Source organism: Riemerella anatipestifer, from assembly GCF_035666175.1.
GTDB classification, from domain to species: Bacteria; Bacteroidota; Bacteroidia; order Flavobacteriales; family Weeksellaceae; genus Riemerella; species Riemerella anatipestifer_D.
This window is the reverse complement of record NZ_CP142016.1, coordinates 1,988,284-2,003,916: the sequence shown is the minus strand read 5'-3', so window position 1 is coordinate 2,003,916 and position 15,633 is coordinate 1,988,284. Positions and strand designations below refer to the sequence as shown.

Sequence of the window (15,633 nt, the reverse complement as noted above, 5' to 3'; positions counted from 1 at the left end):
TAACTACAATTATATACTTTCTATAGGACTCGTTGTGCATTTTAAATAATACTGATTTTTAGATGATTTAATTTTCTTTGGAAGATAAATTTATTGATATATTGAATAACCGTTGCGGCGGTTATTTTACTGATTATCCTTGTTTTAAAGCCTTCAAAAGTTTTAGCATAGTTTCTTTTAATCATAAATTGGTCGCAAAGTTGAGAGAAAAATATCTCAATTCGTTTTCGCTTTTTCTTGTACAATGAAAATTGAGGAATATAATCTTTCTGATTACTTCTCATTGGTGTATCTAATTTAATATTAGCATAGTTAAATAAATCTATTTGAACTTTTGCTGATAAATAGCCTCTATCTCCAATTAAAGTACAGTTTCGCATTTGCTCACCAATATCTTTTAAATAGTGGATGTCGTGAACGGATGCAGGGCTTATATCAAAATTCTTAATCACACCATTTAAAGAACATACTGCGTGTAGTTTATAGCCATAGAAATATAATTTCTGTGAAGCACAATAACCATATGTTGGTGAAGAATAGGATTGCTCTTTACAAATTTTTGAACGAGTAGAACGAGCATTTTCACAAACTTTCATTGGCATGCTATCAACGATAAAAATATCTTCAAACTCATTGAACTCCATCGAAATACGCTGTCTAATTTGCTCTGTTTGTAGGGATAGTCTTCGTTTTCGCTTATTGTAAACACTTCTTTCAATTTTGTTTATCAGAGAGTTTGGCAATTTTCTAAATAACTGTAATTCGCTATCAATACTCAAGTATTCAGCAGTAATATTAAGACTTATGACTTCTAAATCGCTCATTTTAGGTGTTCTTCTCTGATAACTAATCAGTTGATTTTCTGAAAAAAGTCCTAAAACTTCCAAAATTCTTTCATATATTTGCTCTATGTTGTTCATTTATATCGTTTTATAGCAAAAACAATATACTTATTTTCAGTCTAATAAACAACTCTTGTTTTTTTCATTTCATAATGCACAACGGGTTTTCTATAGGCTAATATGGTATGACAAATATAATGTTTTTTGAAAAAATATTCTACTCCAATAAGCAAGCTAATTGAAAATCCACAACAATTCTAATTGACAACCCCAATTAAGATTCATTCCAAATAACTTGATTAGAGAAATTTAGTTTCCTTACTCTACTTTAAAGTTTTTACCAAACCAGAAAAAAACTGTAAATTTGCAGTCTCATAAACTTATGCATTTCCCAAATAGCTCATATAAGACTGCACACTTCACAGTGCTTAGTATTAGCTTCGAAAAGGCTGATACGGAAACTCGTGGTAGATTTGCTTTTTTTGATGAACATATACAGGATTTTGTCAATAAAATTCATGAGAAAAATATGGGTGATGCTTTTGTGGTTTCTACATGTAATAGAACAGAAATCTACACCACTAGCCATAACTATATGTTTGTAGCACAGCTTTTTTGTGACATTGTAGGAGTAGATTTAGTAGAGTTTATAAAATACTGTGATGTCAAAAAAGGAGAAGATGCCCTCAATCATCTTTTTCGTGTGGCAGCAGGCTTAGAAAGCCAAATATTAGGCGATTTTGAAATTATTTCTCAGATCAAAAAGGCTTATTCTAGATTTAAAACTTACAAAAGAACTACCAACTCCTATATGGAGAGAGCCATTAACTATGCCATTCAGATTTCAAAAAAGATTAAAAATCAGACAGGAATTAGCAATGGTGCGGCTTCGGTTTCTTACGCTGCGGTACATTATATTCTCAACCATAAAACGCAACTTCAAGATAAAAACATTTTGCTCTTAGGGATAGGCGAAATTGGACAAAATACGGTAGAAAATCTCATGAAACACCTCTACCGCCCAAAGGTTAAAATAGCTAACCGAACTCTAGAAAATGCTAAAATAGTAGCTGATAAATTTGGAATCCCGTACACCGATTTTTCTAATGTTAAAGAAGAAATTTCTAACACAGACATTCTAATTGTAGCTACAGGAGCATCTAAACCCATTATTAACAGAGAAGATTTACCAGAAGGTAAAGAAATGCTAGTCATAGACCTTGCTATTCCTCATAATGTAGATAAATCCGTAGAGGAACTTCCTTTGGTGGAGCTGATAGATGTGGATAAACTTTCTGAAAAAATACAGGAAACCTTAGAAATTAGAAAAAAGGAAATCCCTAAAGCGGAAAGGATTATCAAGGAAATGGGAAAAGAGTTTTTAGAGTGGGAGAAGAAAAGAAAATACACTCCTAATATTCTTCATTTCAAATCTTCTTTAAAGAAAATAGAAGAAAACGAAATGCACCATTTCTACCGCAAACACAAATACATAGGTATAGAGGATATGGAACTAAGCAATAAAATTATCCAAAAAATCACTAACAGATTTGCAAAGTTCATCATAGATAATCCAATGAAAGCAGAGGAAATCTCTAAGCTAATGAACGACATTTTTGTACAACAACCAATAGATGAGTTTAATGAAAAACACCATTAAAATAGGCACCCGAAATTCACCTTTAGCTTTATGGCAAGCTAAGGAAGTGGCAACAGCTTTGGAGCAAAAAAACTATGCTACTGAAATTGTACCTATAGTTTCGTCTGGTGATAAAAATTTAACTCAACCGCTTTATTCTTTAGGCATTACAGGTGTTTTCACTAAAGATTTAGATATTGCCCTACTCAATAAACAAATAGATATAGCAGTACATTCTCTTAAAGATGTCCCTACACAACTACCTCAAAATATAGAACTGATAGCCTACTTAGAAAGAGACTATCCACAAGATGTATTAGTAAGGAGTAGCAACGCTAAAGATAAACCGCTGGAAGAACTCAAAATAGCGACTAGTAGCCTTCGTAGAAGAGCCTTTTGGTTAAAACAATACCCAAATACCGAATTTTCGGATATTAGAGGTAATGTACAAACTCGACTGCAAAAACTAGAAGACGGCATCGCAGATGCAACACTATTTTCTTTAGCTGGTCTTAAGAGAATGGCACTAGATATTCCGTACGAACATTTACCATTTATGATTTCGGCTCCTTCGCAAGGGGTGGTTACCGTAGCAGGACATACCGATAATACCGAAATCAACGAAATTGTGAAAACCATCAACCTCCATCAGACCCAAGTATGCGTGGAAATAGAACGCCAATTTTTGAATAGATTAGAAGGCGGTTGTACAGCACCAATCGGAGCTTTTGCAGAATTTAATGAGGAAGAAATTAAGTTCCAAGGGAGATTATGCTCATTGAACGGAAAAGAGTGCCTTGAACTTAATGAAACTTTTGCGTGGAAACAAGAAAGAAACTTCGGTAATGAACTCGCCGATAAACTCCTAGCTAATGGAGGTAAAGCTATAATGGACGAAATTAAAAAAGAACTTTAAACTCTTTTTTAATGGCTAATTCTATTCTCTTAACTAAGGAAATCAATCCTGAAAAACGCCAACTCCTTCTAAACGAAGGACTAGAGGTTGATACCAAAGATTTTATTAGAATTAAATTCATCAATACCGAAAAGATTAGTCTGCATCATAAAACACTTATATTCACTAGTGCAAATGGGGTGGAAGGCTTTTTTAAAAACGGTTTTGATGCACCTCATTCATCTGTGATTTGTGTAGGTGGCAAAACTGAAAGTAAACTTGCAGAAAAAGGCATCAAAACTCTACATACGGCTAAGAATGCCGAAGAATTAGCCTCGTTTATACTTCAACAGCAATGGGATAATTCTGATTTTGTTCACTTTTGTGGCAACCTTGCACTGGATACTTTAGAAAAAAGCATCACTAATCACAATGCGAATTATATAAAAAAAATAGTTTACGAAACCGAACTTCTATACCCTACTCTTAACAAAAAATATGATGCTTTAGTTTTTTTTAGTCCAAGTGGAGTTCGTAGCTTTGTAAAAAATAATTCTACAACCGATGAAGTGATCTTTTGTATAGGAAATACCACCGCTTTGGAAGTGGCAAAATACACCTCACAGAAACCTATAATTAGCACCAAGCAAAACCTCAACGATTTGCTTAGTCTAGTAAAATCGGTAGTCTAACCAACTTAAAAAAATAATAAAATATGATAAAGAATGATTTATATCTAAAAGCCTTGCGTGGAGAATCAGTAGAAAGACCTCCTGTGTGGATGATGCGACAGGCAGGGAGATTTTTGCCTGAATTTCGTGCCTTGAGAGATAAGTATGATTTCTTCACTAGATGCCAAACGCCAGAATTAGCATCGGACATTACTTTAATGCCTATTAAGAGATTTCCGCTAGATGCTGCTATTTTGTTCTCGGATATTTTAGTAGTACCTCAAGCGATGGGCTTAGATTTCCAAATGAAAGAAAGTGTAGGACCTTGGCTAGAAACGCCTATAAGAACTAAGGAACAAGTAGAAGCTATAGAGATACCTGATGTTAATGAGCTTCTGGGCTATGTTTTTGATTCCATAGAGCTTACACTACAAAAACTAGATAATGAAATTCCGCTTATAGGCTTTGCAGGAAGCCCTTGGACGATACTTTGCTACTGTGTAGAGGGCAAAGGCAGCAAAGCCTTTGATGTGGCTAAGTCTTTCTGTTTCCAACAACCCGAGGCGGCACATTTGCTGTTACAAAAAATTACGGATACCACTATTGCTTATCTTAAAAGAAAGGTAGAGAAGGGCGTATCTGCCGTTCAAATATTTGATTCTTGGGGAGGTATGCTTTCTCCAGAAGATTATCAGGAATTTTCGTGGCAGTATATTCAGCAGATTGTAGAGGCACTTAGCCCTTTAACCCACGTGGTAGTATTTGGTAAAGGATGCTGGTTTGCATTGGAGGAAATGACGTTCTCTAAAGCCTCTGCTTTGGGAGTAGACTGGACCATCACTCCCGAATTGGCAAGAACTTACACCAATCACACGATGACACTGCAAGGTAACTTTGACCCTGCTCGTTTGCATTCGACTCCAGAAACCATCAGAAAAATGGTAGATAATATGATACGCCGATTTGGCAAAGACCGCTACATTGTAAATCTAGGGCACGGTATCTTACCTAATATCCCAGTAGAAAACGCCGAAGCCTTTGTTCGTGCGGTGGTAGATTGGAAAGAATAAACTGAAAATCCCCCTAGAACTATAACAGCGTCTAGGGGGCAAAAAAAGTAAATGAAAAAACAATTAGTAGGTTACCAACTAATTTTTAGGCGTTTCTGGTTTTACCGAAGTCGCAAGGGTACTATTTTTAGCGGCTTTTACCAGCTCGTTTAAATCGGCATAGAGAGCAGACCATTCTGCTCTTTTTTTCATTATAGTAACAAAATCTAGATAAGTCTTTAGCCTTTGTTCTAAATCTCTTCTAAGAGAAGATGCACTTGCCACTTGTCTAAGTTCGGCATTGGCTTCTGCCTGTTCGGCAAACAGTGTTTCAAAAGCGGTTTGTTTGGCTTTCATATCGTCTAGCACTGCCGAAATCCCCAACCTCCCCAAACGGTCTTTGTTTTCTTTTTCGTCGAGAGCTTCTATGAGCTTCTTCATTTGTGCCGTTTCTGCCGAATAGCTTAGGCGGTCTATATCTATCCCAAAACCTTCTAGCACTTTGTAGAGTGCGTCTGCATCTGCACTATGAGGAGCTAAGGCAAGTCTTCTGTACCCTACCAAAAAGGCTTTTAGGTTTTTATAAATCTCATCTCGCTCCTTATCGGCTTGAGCCACCGCTTTACCTTTGCCACTAAAGGTGAGTTTGGTATAAGCTCCATCGTAGATTTGGTACATCTCCTCTAGTTCTGTGAGCAAAGGGAGGCTCTCCGCAATCTTATATTTGCCATTGGTAGAAGAGTTTATGACTCTTTGAGCCAGAGTGGCTAAATCTTTAGTATTAAGTTTTCTCAATGTAATTTTCATAACTATTTCACTTTTTTATTAGACAAAAAATAACATTTAACCCCTAAACAATACAAAAACGCTATGTTTTTAAAACAAACATTGCTGTTTGAACCAACCCTCCACTGATTTTGAATAGAATCTGACTTGTTTCTTTAAAACCTCACTTGTGATAAAGGCAAAACAACACTGCAGCTACAAAACCTCCACTGGTATTAAGTATCTACCTATTCTGAATTAAGATTTCAACAAGACTATTTGTATTTCCTCCTGCCTCGCCCTCCAAAGATAGTTATTTTTTGCAAACTTGCAATAGCCTAGCTAATGATTCTTAGGGTTTTAGCAAATGACATTAAAGAACAATAGCCCTAAAGCTAACCCATATAAACACACTCATCTATATTTCTACCCCTTCCTTTATGCAAAGAAGGGAGCATTATAGGTATTCTCTAAATAAATCTTTTTTCTGCGACTCTTCTAACAGAGCTTCTATAGTAATACCATCAAAAACATTAGTATTTTTACGATATCCCTCTTTCAATTTTTTCAAGAAATCACTATTGTATTTATCATAGCTTTCCTTATCAATACGCTCTTCTTTTTTTAGAATTTGAAAGCAATTTTTATTACTCTTACTCAAACCCGTTAGCGAAATTTTAAGCCCATCAGTCGCCACTTCATATATCAGCCCTGGCAACTTTCCAAAAACAAAAGGACCGCTATTGATAGGGGTTTCGTTATTATACCAAGCCGTCCATTTTTTATTCTTGTAAATCGTAGTTGCTTTATAAAGTATTACATTTTCTACCGTCTTTGTTTCTTTATCAAGTTGCCAAACCAAATCTATTGGTTGCGAGAAATACACCCTTAAATCCTCTAGCTGGTCGTGAAATAAAAATACATTATTCCCCTGATTTGCCTCTATAATTACAAAATTAAAAATCTCATCGTGGTTATTTTCACAATACTCATTAGAATAAAAATACGATTTCTTATCCCTTATATCAAGAACAAACTTTTGTTTCAAATCCTGTTTTTCTACCAAATATTCAACACTTGCAATCTGCGAATACCAACTAGAACACACAAAAAGGTAAATAAGTATAATTATATTTTTCATATATTTTTAATTTAAGAATATAAAGAGAGAGGGAGTTCCCTCTCTTCTATGTATTTTACCAATAAACTTTTACACACCCGTCGCCTTGTCTTTTCACATGAACGTCAAATTCATCTCCTAGAGAGTTATCAGCATTTATTTTTGACAAACATTTGTATGCACTTCTAACGCCGCATACTGTGCAAAAGCCATGTTGTACCTCTAATGGTTTGCTACTTTCAGGCTTAGAAATTAAAATAGCGTTTCTAAATTTATCATTCTTATTTTTACTTATAGTAACAATTGCCTCCAAGTCAGCATTATCTGGATTATCTTTAAGCACTTCCAAAGCTGCAACTGCTCCATCAATCTGATTTATCATTCTTTTAGTAAACTCCGAAGCCGCATTATACTCTTCTTCGGTTACAATAGACTTTTTACCATTTCTTTCTTTAAGAGTAACCTCTATTCCGTTTTTAGGTTCATTATTACTTTCTTTTGCAAAAGTTAAAGCTGAAATTGAAATTGCGAAAACTGTAATTAATTTTAATAAATTTTTCATAATATTTTTGTTTTTATTGTTAATAGAATCAAGCTAAAAATACTCTTTGATTCAAGTATCATTTTTTTTCATTCCTACTCTTATGATTTTCGGAAGCACTCATAATGCACTCATCTAATCTTTATTTGGTGTCGCAATTAGATAACGACTTTGGGAAGTTACCCCTAATTTAACATCTAATATCTTTTTATAATTAAATAATTTAAACATCACTTTACTCTACAAACATACTATAAAAAACCAAAATAAAAACACTTATACTAAAAATAAGTAAATTATACTGAATTTATCTCAAAATAAACATAAAAAAAACAAATATATACTGAAAAATAAATTTAAAACAAAATAAAATACTTTAAAAACCAAATATTAACAATAAAATACAAACAAAAAAACAACAAAAACAGAACTAAAAACTTACAACAAAACAAAAAAAAGCAACTATATTATTATGTAAAAATGGGACTTAAATTAGTTCAAACTCTAAACACTAAAAAAACTCTACCCCGTCGCTTTTTTCTGCGTGATAAAAAATCCTACTAAAAACCCGTTGTGCATTATGAAATGAAAAAAACAAGAGTTGTTTATTAGACTGAAAATCAGTATATTGTTTTTGCTATAAAACGATATAAATGAACAACATAGAGCAAATATATGAAAGAATTTTGGAAGTTTTAGGACTTTTTTCAGAAAATCAACTGATTAGTTATCAGAGAAGAACACCTAAAATGAGTGATTTAGAAGTCATAAGTCTTAATATTACTGCTGAATACTTGAGTATTGATAGCGAATTACAGTTATTTAGAAAATTGCCAAACTCTCTGATAAACAAAATTGAAAGAAGTGTTTACAATAAGCGAAAACGAAGACTATCCCTACAAACAGAGCAAATTAGACAGCGTATTTCGATGGAGTTCAATGAGTTTGAAGATATTTTTATCGTTGATAGCATGCCAATGAAAGTTTGTGAAAACGCTCGTTCTACTCGTTCAAAAATTTGTAAAGAGCAATCCTATTCTTCACCAACATATGGTTATTGTGCTTCACAGAAATTATATTTCTATGGCTATAAACTACACGCAGTATGTTCTTTAAATGGTGTGATTAAGAATTTTGATATAAGCCCTGCATCCGTTCACGACATCCACTATTTAAAAGATAGTGGTGAGCAAATGCGAAACTGTACTTTAATTGGAGATAGAGGCTATTTATCAGCAAAAGTTCAAATAGATTTATTTAACTATGCTAATATTAAATTAGATACACCAATGAGAAGTAATCAGAAAGATTATATTCCTCAATTTTCATTGTACAAGAAAAAGCGAAAACGAATTGAGACATTTTTCTCTCAACTTTGCGACCAATTTATGATTAAAAGAAACTATGCTAAAACTTTTGAAGGCTTTAAAACAAGGATAATCAGTAAAATAACCGCCGCAACGGTTATTCAATATATCAATAAATTTATCTTCCAAAGAAAATTAAATCATCTAAAAATCAGTATTATTTAAAATGCACAACGAGTTACTAAAAATAAAAAGAGCTATACTCTATATTAGTATAACTCTTTTTAGTCAAATGTTTTTTTTATTTCCTTTAACAATATTCTTCATAAGCCGCTTGCAGATTAGCTGCAATAGCTTCTGCCGGATTGCCCTCTATGTGGTGTCTTTCTATCATATGCACCAATTCGCCGTCTTTGAACAAAGCCACACAAGGCGATGATGGTGGGAATGGCGCCAAGTGTCTTCTTGCCTCCACGACTGCCTCAAGGTCAAACCCCGCAAAAACAGTTACCAAATTATCTGGTTTTTTATCTCCGTTTAGAGAGTACAACACCCCTGGTCTAGCAGCCCCCGCCGCACAACCGCACACCGAGTTCACCATAAGCAATGTAGTCCCAGAAGCCTTCAGAGCCTCGTTTACCAGTTCGGGAGTGGTTAAATCTTTAAACCCGTTATCTGTCAATTCTGCCTTCATTGGCATTACTAATTCTTGTGGATACATAAATATTTCTTTTTATTTGGCTACAAATTTAAACAAATATTATTTACCAAACGGAAAGCCTCCGCAGGAATGTGGTGGATAAAAAACAGTTTGCATGAATTTTGCTGCTACTGAAACCAAAACAAACACAATGAATTTTAAGAACAACCAAACAGGAAATGGCGGATTTATAAGTATGTCTAACGATACCGAAGAAATAGGCAGGCTGACCTATACCATTCTACCAGAAAAGCAACAACTCATCATTTCATTTGTAAACATTTTCCCGAAGTTTGAAGGGCGAGGCTTAGGAAAAGCTCTAATAAAAGAAGCCATTAGCTTCGCTAGAGAACACCAATGGACTATCTATCCGCATTGCTCCTACGCTCGTGCTGTGATGATGAGAATGGAACACCTAGACGATGTCTTCCCCTCAATATGATGCCACAAGTTCCGAAAGCTGCTCCTTAGACCAATAGCCCTCATAGGTTGTTAAGATACTTCCATCTTTATCCAACAATACCCACAAAGGATAAACTTGGCTGCGAGGCGAAAAATAATGCGCAAGTTCGTGTAGCCCTGATGTGCTTCCACTGGTATAATAACGGTAGATTTTACCAAAAAACGAAAGACTTCGTTTCTCTTTTTCTGCATTCAAATCCAAGAGGTAAACACGCTCCGAGAGTAAACGAAGTAAAGAAGGGGCTTGTTCTAAATCTTTAATCTGTTTCTTACAGACCGAGCACCAATCGGTATGAACAAACACCAAAGTATTTCTAGATTGAGAAAGCCTCAAAGTATCAAATGCCTCCCAAGACACAAAAGGAAGCTGTTGTGCCTTGGGGAAAAACACCATTATAAAAAGTGTCATTTGAATCCGTAAGATGTTTTTCAGCATTTGATGTTGTGTTTTATTTAATGTTATACCTCAATCCTACAAACCCTCTGATGCCCAACATTGGAGCATAGCCATATTCGGTATCAAAGGTGTAACCATACGGGTTGCTTGGCTCCGAAACTTTTGTATCAAATGGGTCAAAAGGTCGTATAATAGGATTTTTCGGAGTAAAATTAAACAAGTTTTTCACGCCTCCATACACCTCTATTCCGAGTTTAGAAAAATGTTTTCTAATCTGAATATTCGCTAAAGTGTACCAAGGCGAATGGGCTGGCCTGAAATCATTAGGCAACACAGGCAAACGCATCGGTCCATAAAAAGCCCCCGTAAAATCGGCGCTCCATTCCTTTGGAAAATTATAACTCACCGCATAAGTTCCCGACCATCTGGGAGCAAATAACTGCTGTAGGATTTCCGTTTGCCCATCTTCTTCATATTTCTGATACACCTCCATATAAGACGCTCCCAAATTAACGGTAAGCGGCGACCCTAATTTTAATTCTGTATTCAGTGAAACGCCTTTACTCACAGCATAGCCCCTCAAATTTTGATAAATAATTTGGTTGGGATTGGTATCAAAATCCCCAATGATTTTATTAGTGAAATGAGAATAAAACCCTATCATATCAAAATTGATATAGCCACCAGAAGTATAGATTTTGTGCGTAAGATTAAGGTTTCCGTTGTAGGAGCGTTCGGGATTCAAGGCTTCCGAAATAACCACTTCCCGAGACCCCGTAAGAGCAGCGTGGTCTTCCGTAAAAAGATTTACCACTCGGAACCCCGTCCCAAAACTCGCTCTCAAATTAGTCTGTGGTGCCAAATTCCATTTATACGCCACTCTTGGTGAATGTATCGCTCCGTGAACTTTGGACCAATCTAATCGGTAGCCTACCAATAAAGTATTTTTATCATTGATATTCCATTGGTTTTGAGCAAAAATTCCTGGCAGCCAATCGTTTTGAGGTTGATTGGTTGTTCCGTCTTTAGAAAGTGTCCCAGGCGTATTATCGTCGTAATATACATTTTTGACGGTAGCCCCCAATAAAAAATCAGATTTACCCAAAGTCTTATCCCAATAGATTTGTCCAAACGCCGTAGATTGCTTCGCCAAATAAGGCACATCGCCATAAAACGAATCTTGATGATGATGGTTATACGAAAATTGAGTAACCACCTTTTCTTTTATCGGAAGTTGATAAGTTCCTATCGCTTCAAATCTTTTGGTGTAAATACTCTCCCCATAAACTTCATCGCTCCCTCGGTATTTTTTCTCCCATTCCAAAACGCCTCCAAAACGGTCTTCGTTGAGATACCTTAAAGCCAAACTCGCCACTCTTCCTTCATTTCTTTGGAAATCCCATTTATTGAATACTGAAATTCGGTTTTGCAGTGCCGCATCGGTAAAGTTGTCCTTATTCTTATCTATTTTATTTTGAAAATTGAAATAATTAAGGCTTAATAACGAGGATACCTTATCGCTTAATCTAAATTTACCGCCAATATCCGTATTGTGTTCGCCCCAAGAAGTGGAGTTAAGATTAAGCGTTAAACGCGGTGCTGTAAGTACGTTTTTAGTAATGATATTGATGATACCTCCCATCGCTTCCGAACCGTAAAGGGACGAAGCTGGACCTTTAACCACTTCCACCCGTTCTATCATACTATTTGGGATACCATTAAGCCCGTAAACTGTGGAAAGAGAGCTTACAATCGGCATTCCATCAATTAAAATCAAAGTGTATGGTCCTTCTAACCCATTGATGTGAATGTCTCCCGTATTACAAACGGAACAATTAAGTTGCGGACGCACACCGTTAATCATTTCCACCGATTCCATAATACTGGGAGTGGGATTCTTTTCAAAAAATTTTGCGGAAAATACTTCTACTGGTACAGGGCTTTTATCTCTACTCACCACCTTTAGCGTCCCCGTCATTACGATTTCTTCTATATTCTTGGAAGATTTAGCAGAGTCTGCCTCTTGAGAAAAAACGCTTATACTAAAGCAACTGCCTAATAAAAATAATGTTCGTTTCATATAAAGTTATATTTATCTTATTAAAAAGTTAGACAAATCTAACAATTATATTTAAAACAACAAAACCCCCGCTTTATTTTTTAACGAAAAAACAAGATAAATTAAAATTTAGATAGGATATGCTCCGTAGCTTCAGGCTGATTAGAAATGAAAACTTCTGCACTATTAGCCATTCTCTTCCTCAAAGATTCATCTAAAATTAAAGATTGGATAAATTGAACCACCTCTTCTGGAGTAGAAAAAGACTTTCCACCACCATACTCAATAAGTGCATCGGCTTCTGGATTTTTACGATATTTATCTCCGAACAAAACAGGATTTCCAAAAACAGCCGATTCCAAAATATTGTGCAGCCCCGCACTATGAAAACCGCCGCCCACCACCGTTATATCCGTATAAGCATAAATTCTAGAAAGTAGCCCTATAGTATTTATAATAAGGATATTATTTTCTTTATTGTTCTCTAACTCTTGCTCATCTAGTTCCGTATATAACAACGCTTGGGGAAACTTTTTCTTAAGTATAGACACTCGTTTTAAATCGTGTGGAGCAATGATAAACTTAACATCACTATTAACTTCTGCAACCTTCTCAGCGATGATTTCTTCAGCTTCCCAAGAGCTTCCGAAAACGAGCAATAAGCTTTGGTTTTTAAACTTTTTAACCAATGGTATTTCTTCAAAATTAGCTTTAGTTGCCTTCACTCTATCATAACGAGTATCCCCTGAAAGAGATGATTGGGATAAGCCTACCCTCTGAGCTAAAGCCAACGAATCTTTAGTCTGATGGAAAAACCAATTTATATTCTTTTTTAATTCCGCCACCATCCATTTTCCATAAGGTTTAAAAAATACTTGAGACGGGTAAAATAGTGCCGAAACTACGAAAGTTTTTACCTGCCTTTGCTTAAGTTCATTAAGTAGATTGTACCAATAGTCGTACTTTACAGTAAAGAAAAATTCCACTTGAAAGTGATTTAAAAAAGAGGCTATTTCCTTTCTCGTATCAAACGGTAAATAACAAATGGCATCTGCAATAGTTTTCTTTTTAATTACATTTTCGTAACCAGAAGGAGAAAAAAAGGTAACCAATACTTTATAATCGGGATATTTTTTCTTTAAACCTTCTAATACAGGTAAGCCTTGCTCATATTCGCCTAAACTAGCGGCGTGCATCCAAATCACTTTATCGTTTGGTGAAAAGGTATTTTTAACAATAGTATTGCTTTTTTTTCGTTCTTCCCAACCCTTTCTAATTTTTGAGTTGAAAATAGCTCCCAACCTAAAACCAATAATTAGTAAGCGTATAAATATAAAGTATAAAAATTTCATTTTTATTTATAGATATAGGATAACACCATATAAACCAATGGAATAATAAATATGCTTATAGAGCAAGTAATAATGTAAGGCTTAAACCTCTTTCTGTACACAGGTTCTGTACAAACTGTAATGGAAAGAAGAAAATGTTTCAAAACTAAAATTACCAACAAAAGTAACTTCATCATCAAATCTCCCATATACAACTGCACTTCTCTATTTTCTGGTGTAATGGGTACGATAAGGTTAGGTTCAGATTCGGGCAGCACCACCATAAATAAACTTAAAATAATCCCTGCCAAAGTTGGTAAGAAAAATATCATCACACGAGAACCCCAAGCATCAGGCTCTAAATACAAATTAAAGTGGGTAGGTATTTTTTGAGGTAATTTAGGATAAGCCTTTGTTGCCCTTACAAAAAGTAAAAGCAACAGTATTACATTTATAATATCTAAGCCCTTAAACCACATTTATAAAAGCGTTTTGATAAATCTGAGTTTATGCGTGTGTTTGTTTTGGTCTTTATTAAAAATCCCTACGGAGTCCAACTCGTCTATCCTTACTTTACCGTGAGCGTGAATTATTTTTCGGTCTTCCAACATAATACCTACATGGGTAATTCTGCCTTCTTCATTTTCAAAAAAAGCCAAATCTCCCGCTTGTGCTTCTTCTATAAAATCTAGCACTTGCCCTACTTCTGCTTGTTGATAAGCATCTCTTGGAATTTTTATACCACTTACCTTATAAACAATTTGAGTAAAACCGCTACAATCTATCCCAAAAAAACTACGCCCTCCCCAAAGGTACGGTACATTGAGGAACTCTTGGGCGGTGTCTGCGATGAAACTTCTAGCATTCGTAATCGCAATTTCCTCTACATCAAATTCTATTTCGGAGCCAATGGATAAAAGTAATTTTTCATCTCCAAAACCATGCTCTAAAAAGGGTTGTTTAACAAGACTTGTTTTACTTTCACTAATATTTTCGTCTGAAATTATTTTAAACTGCTTTACGTCAACCCAGCCTTCGTAGCCATCAAAATCCATCTTTATATGCACCCAATTTCCTTCTTGAGAAAGTATCTCCACAGACTCTCCGTATAATACTTGAGTGATAATTTCTGCCTTATCAGAACTTTCTGAACGCACTGGTACTACCGAAACACTCGCAACCGCTCTACTCATAATTTTATTTTTTTCTTGCCAAATTTAAACCGTCTCGCAAAGGTAAGATTAGATTTTCAAAATCGGGGTCTTTTGCTAAGATTTCATTTAATTCTTTAATGACTTGTGTTGATTTATCTTTGGAATTTTCTTCTAAAACCTTACCATACCAAAGCACATTATCAAACATCAAAATGCCACCCGAATTTAGTCTATCTTTAACAGCATTGAAATAATTAATATAATTGCCCTTATCCGCATCTACAAACACCATATCAAACTTTTCTTGGGTTGAATTAAGATAATCCAAAGCGTTTTCTAATCTAAAATCTATCTTGTCAGAATAGATACTTTCTTCAAAGTATTTCTTTGGGATATAGGCTAAATCTTCATTGATGTCTAGCGTAGTAATTTTACCTCCACTTGGCAAGCCTTCCGCTATTGACAAGGTAGCATATCCTGTAAATGTCCCGATTTCTAACACCGATTTAGGACGCAACAGCTGAGAAATAATAGACAACAATCTCCCCTGCTGAACGCCTGAAATCATATGAGGTTGTGTAGTTTTCTGATAAGTTTCTCTCCTTAATTTTCTAAGAATTTCGGGTTCACTAGATGTATGTAATTCTAGATAGCGATCCATCTCGGGACATTGTTCTTCAAAAAAACCCATAAGTTTCTGA

The 15,633-nt window shown here is 35.2% G+C and carries 17 protein-coding genes; 6 read left to right on the top strand and 11 right to left on the bottom strand.

The annotated features are described in order from the left end of the window. Positions 1–41: 41 nt before the first annotated feature. Entirely contained in the window at positions 42–920 is an 879-nt protein-coding gene (locus VIX88_RS10035) for an IS982-like element ISRa1 family transposase (protein WP_214193766.1), read from the bottom strand. Positions 921–1,224: 304 nt separating this feature from the next. Here VIX88_RS10035 and hemA point away from each other — a divergent pair, with 304 nt between their 5' ends. The 4 genes from hemA to hemE are packed head-to-tail and all read left to right on the top strand — an operon-like array spanning position 1,225 to position 5,117. Beyond that, on the top strand, positions 1,225–2,502 hold the full coding sequence (hemA, locus tag VIX88_RS10030; RefSeq protein WP_079207416.1) for a glutamyl-tRNA reductase: 1,278 nt from the start codon (positions 1,225–1,227) through the stop codon (positions 2,500–2,502). Further along, complete coding sequence (hemC, locus tag VIX88_RS10025; RefSeq protein ID WP_064971229.1) at positions 2,477–3,397, top strand: hydroxymethylbilane synthase; 921 nt, start codon at positions 2,477–2,479, stop codon at positions 3,395–3,397. Before hemA ends, hemC begins: the two co-directional genes overlap by 26 nt. A gap of 11 nt (positions 3,398–3,408) precedes the next feature. Further along, positions 3,409–4,068 (top strand): uroporphyrinogen-III synthase, encoded by a 660-nt coding sequence (locus VIX88_RS10020; protein WP_064971228.1) that lies wholly within the window; start codon positions 3,409–3,411, stop codon positions 4,066–4,068. A gap of 23 nt (positions 4,069–4,091) precedes the next feature. Further along, entirely contained in the window at positions 4,092–5,117 is a 1,026-nt protein-coding gene (gene hemE, locus VIX88_RS10015) for a uroporphyrinogen decarboxylase (RefSeq protein WP_064971227.1), read from the top strand. A 78-nt stretch (positions 5,118–5,195) separates the two neighbouring features. Here the strand turns inward: hemE and VIX88_RS10010 are convergent, their stop codons facing one another. The 3 genes from VIX88_RS10010 to VIX88_RS10000 form a co-directional block, all read right to left on the bottom strand. After that, a complete protein-coding gene (locus VIX88_RS10010) occupies positions 5,196–5,903 on the bottom strand; it encodes a DUF6261 family protein (protein WP_064971226.1) in 708 nt (235 codons plus the stop codon). Positions 5,904–6,318: 415 nt separating this feature from the next. Further along, a complete protein-coding gene (locus VIX88_RS10005) occupies positions 6,319–7,002 on the bottom strand; it encodes a GLPGLI family protein (RefSeq protein ID WP_064971225.1) in 684 nt (227 codons plus the stop codon). 55 nt (positions 7,003–7,057) lie between these two features. Beyond that, positions 7,058–7,543 carry a hypothetical protein gene (locus VIX88_RS10000; protein ID WP_064971224.1) on the bottom strand — a complete coding sequence of 162 codons (486 nt, stop codon included), beginning with the start codon at positions 7,541–7,543 and terminating at the stop codon, positions 7,058–7,060. Between the two features lie 632 nt (positions 7,544–8,175). Here VIX88_RS10000 and VIX88_RS09995 point away from each other — a divergent pair. Beyond that, a complete protein-coding gene (locus VIX88_RS09995) occupies positions 8,176–9,054 on the top strand; it encodes an IS982-like element ISRa1 family transposase (RefSeq protein ID WP_127919811.1) in 879 nt (292 codons plus the stop codon). 85 nt (positions 9,055–9,139) lie between these two features. On the opposite strand, the gene VIX88_RS09990 is transcribed toward VIX88_RS09995, so the two are convergent. Beyond that, the gene (locus tag VIX88_RS09990; protein ID WP_004916385.1) at positions 9,140–9,550 is read right to left on the bottom strand and encodes a BrxA/BrxB family bacilliredoxin; all 411 of its coding nucleotides are present in this window, start codon (positions 9,548–9,550) and stop codon (positions 9,140–9,142) included. 130 nt (positions 9,551–9,680) lie between these two features. On the opposite strand from VIX88_RS09990, the gene VIX88_RS09985 reads away from it, so the two are divergent. After that, positions 9,681–9,971, top strand: a complete 291-nt coding sequence (locus VIX88_RS09985) for a GNAT family N-acetyltransferase (protein ID WP_052911677.1) — start codon at positions 9,681–9,683, stop codon at positions 9,969–9,971. Here the strand turns inward: VIX88_RS09985 and VIX88_RS09980 are convergent. From VIX88_RS09980 to VIX88_RS09955, 6 genes are all read right to left on the bottom strand, one after another. Next, positions 9,963–10,400, bottom strand: a complete 438-nt coding sequence (locus VIX88_RS09980) for a thioredoxin fold domain-containing protein (protein ID WP_014937564.1) — start codon at positions 10,398–10,400, stop codon at positions 9,963–9,965. The two genes, VIX88_RS09985 and VIX88_RS09980, sit on opposite strands and share 9 nt — an antisense overlap. A 40-nt stretch (positions 10,401–10,440) precedes the next feature. Beyond that, positions 10,441–12,468 (bottom strand): TonB-dependent receptor plug domain-containing protein, encoded by a 2,028-nt coding sequence (locus VIX88_RS09975; RefSeq protein ID WP_222535161.1) that lies wholly within the window; start codon positions 12,466–12,468, stop codon positions 10,441–10,443. 101 nt (positions 12,469–12,569) lie between these two features. Then, the gene (locus VIX88_RS09970; RefSeq protein WP_064970768.1) at positions 12,570–13,799 is read right to left on the bottom strand and encodes a 3-deoxy-D-manno-octulosonic acid transferase; all 1,230 of its coding nucleotides are present in this window, start codon (positions 13,797–13,799) and stop codon (positions 12,570–12,572) included. Between the two features lie 2 nt (positions 13,800–13,801). After that, the gene (locus tag VIX88_RS09965; protein ID WP_004916372.1) at positions 13,802–14,257 is read right to left on the bottom strand and encodes a DUF1648 domain-containing protein; all 456 of its coding nucleotides are present in this window, start codon (positions 14,255–14,257) and stop codon (positions 13,802–13,804) included. Then, positions 14,258–14,971, bottom strand: coding sequence for a C40 family peptidase (locus tag VIX88_RS09960; RefSeq protein ID WP_064970766.1), 714 nt, complete (start codon positions 14,969–14,971; stop codon positions 14,258–14,260). Between the two features lie 4 nt (positions 14,972–14,975). Beyond that, on the bottom strand, positions 14,976–15,623 hold the full coding sequence (locus VIX88_RS09955; protein WP_064970764.1) for an O-methyltransferase: 648 nt from the start codon (positions 15,621–15,623) through the stop codon (positions 14,976–14,978). Between the last annotated feature and the right edge of the window lie 10 nt (positions 15,624–15,633).

Excerpts from the sequence above, each read along its gene's own strand:
- VIX88_RS10035 (WP_214193766.1), bottom strand. The coding sequence starts at position 920 with ATGAACAACATAGAGCAAATATATGAAAGAATTTTGGAAGTTTTAGGA.
- hemA (WP_079207416.1), top strand. The coding sequence starts at position 1,225 with ATGCATTTCCCAAATAGCTCATATAAGACTGCACACTTCACAGTGCTT.
- hemC (WP_064971229.1), top strand. The coding sequence starts at position 2,477 with ATGAGTTTAATGAAAAACACCATTAAAATAGGCACCCGAAATTCACCT.
- VIX88_RS10020 (WP_064971228.1), top strand. The coding sequence starts at position 3,409 with ATGGCTAATTCTATTCTCTTAACTAAGGAAATCAATCCTGAAAAACGC.
- hemE (WP_064971227.1), top strand. The coding sequence starts at position 4,092 with ATGATAAAGAATGATTTATATCTAAAAGCCTTGCGTGGAGAATCAGTA.
- VIX88_RS10010 (WP_064971226.1), bottom strand. The coding sequence starts at position 5,903 with ATGAAAATTACATTGAGAAAACTTAATACTAAAGATTTAGCCACTCTG.
- VIX88_RS10005 (WP_064971225.1), bottom strand. The coding sequence starts at position 7,002 with ATGAAAAATATAATTATACTTATTTACCTTTTTGTGTGTTCTAGTTGG.
- VIX88_RS10000 (WP_064971224.1), bottom strand. The coding sequence starts at position 7,543 with ATGAAAAATTTATTAAAATTAATTACAGTTTTCGCAATTTCAATTTCA.
- VIX88_RS09995 (WP_127919811.1), top strand. The coding sequence starts at position 8,176 with ATGAACAACATAGAGCAAATATATGAAAGAATTTTGGAAGTTTTAGGA.
- VIX88_RS09990 (WP_004916385.1), bottom strand. The coding sequence starts at position 9,550 with ATGTATCCACAAGAATTAGTAATGCCAATGAAGGCAGAATTGACAGAT.
- VIX88_RS09985 (WP_052911677.1), top strand. The coding sequence starts at position 9,681 with ATGAATTTTAAGAACAACCAAACAGGAAATGGCGGATTTATAAGTATG.
- VIX88_RS09980 (WP_014937564.1), bottom strand. The coding sequence starts at position 10,400 with ATGACACTTTTTATAATGGTGTTTTTCCCCAAGGCACAACAGCTTCCT.
- VIX88_RS09975 (WP_222535161.1), bottom strand. The coding sequence starts at position 12,468 with ATGAAACGAACATTATTTTTATTAGGCAGTTGCTTTAGTATAAGCGTT.
- VIX88_RS09970 (WP_064970768.1), bottom strand. The coding sequence starts at position 13,799 with ATGAAATTTTTATACTTTATATTTATACGCTTACTAATTATTGGTTTT.
- VIX88_RS09965 (WP_004916372.1), bottom strand. The coding sequence starts at position 14,257 with ATGTGGTTTAAGGGCTTAGATATTATAAATGTAATACTGTTGCTTTTA.
- VIX88_RS09960 (WP_064970766.1), bottom strand. The coding sequence starts at position 14,971 with ATGAGTAGAGCGGTTGCGAGTGTTTCGGTAGTACCAGTGCGTTCAGAA.
- VIX88_RS09955 (WP_064970764.1), bottom strand. The coding sequence starts at position 15,623 with ATGGGTTTTTTTGAAGAACAATGTCCCGAGATGGATCGCTATCTAGAA.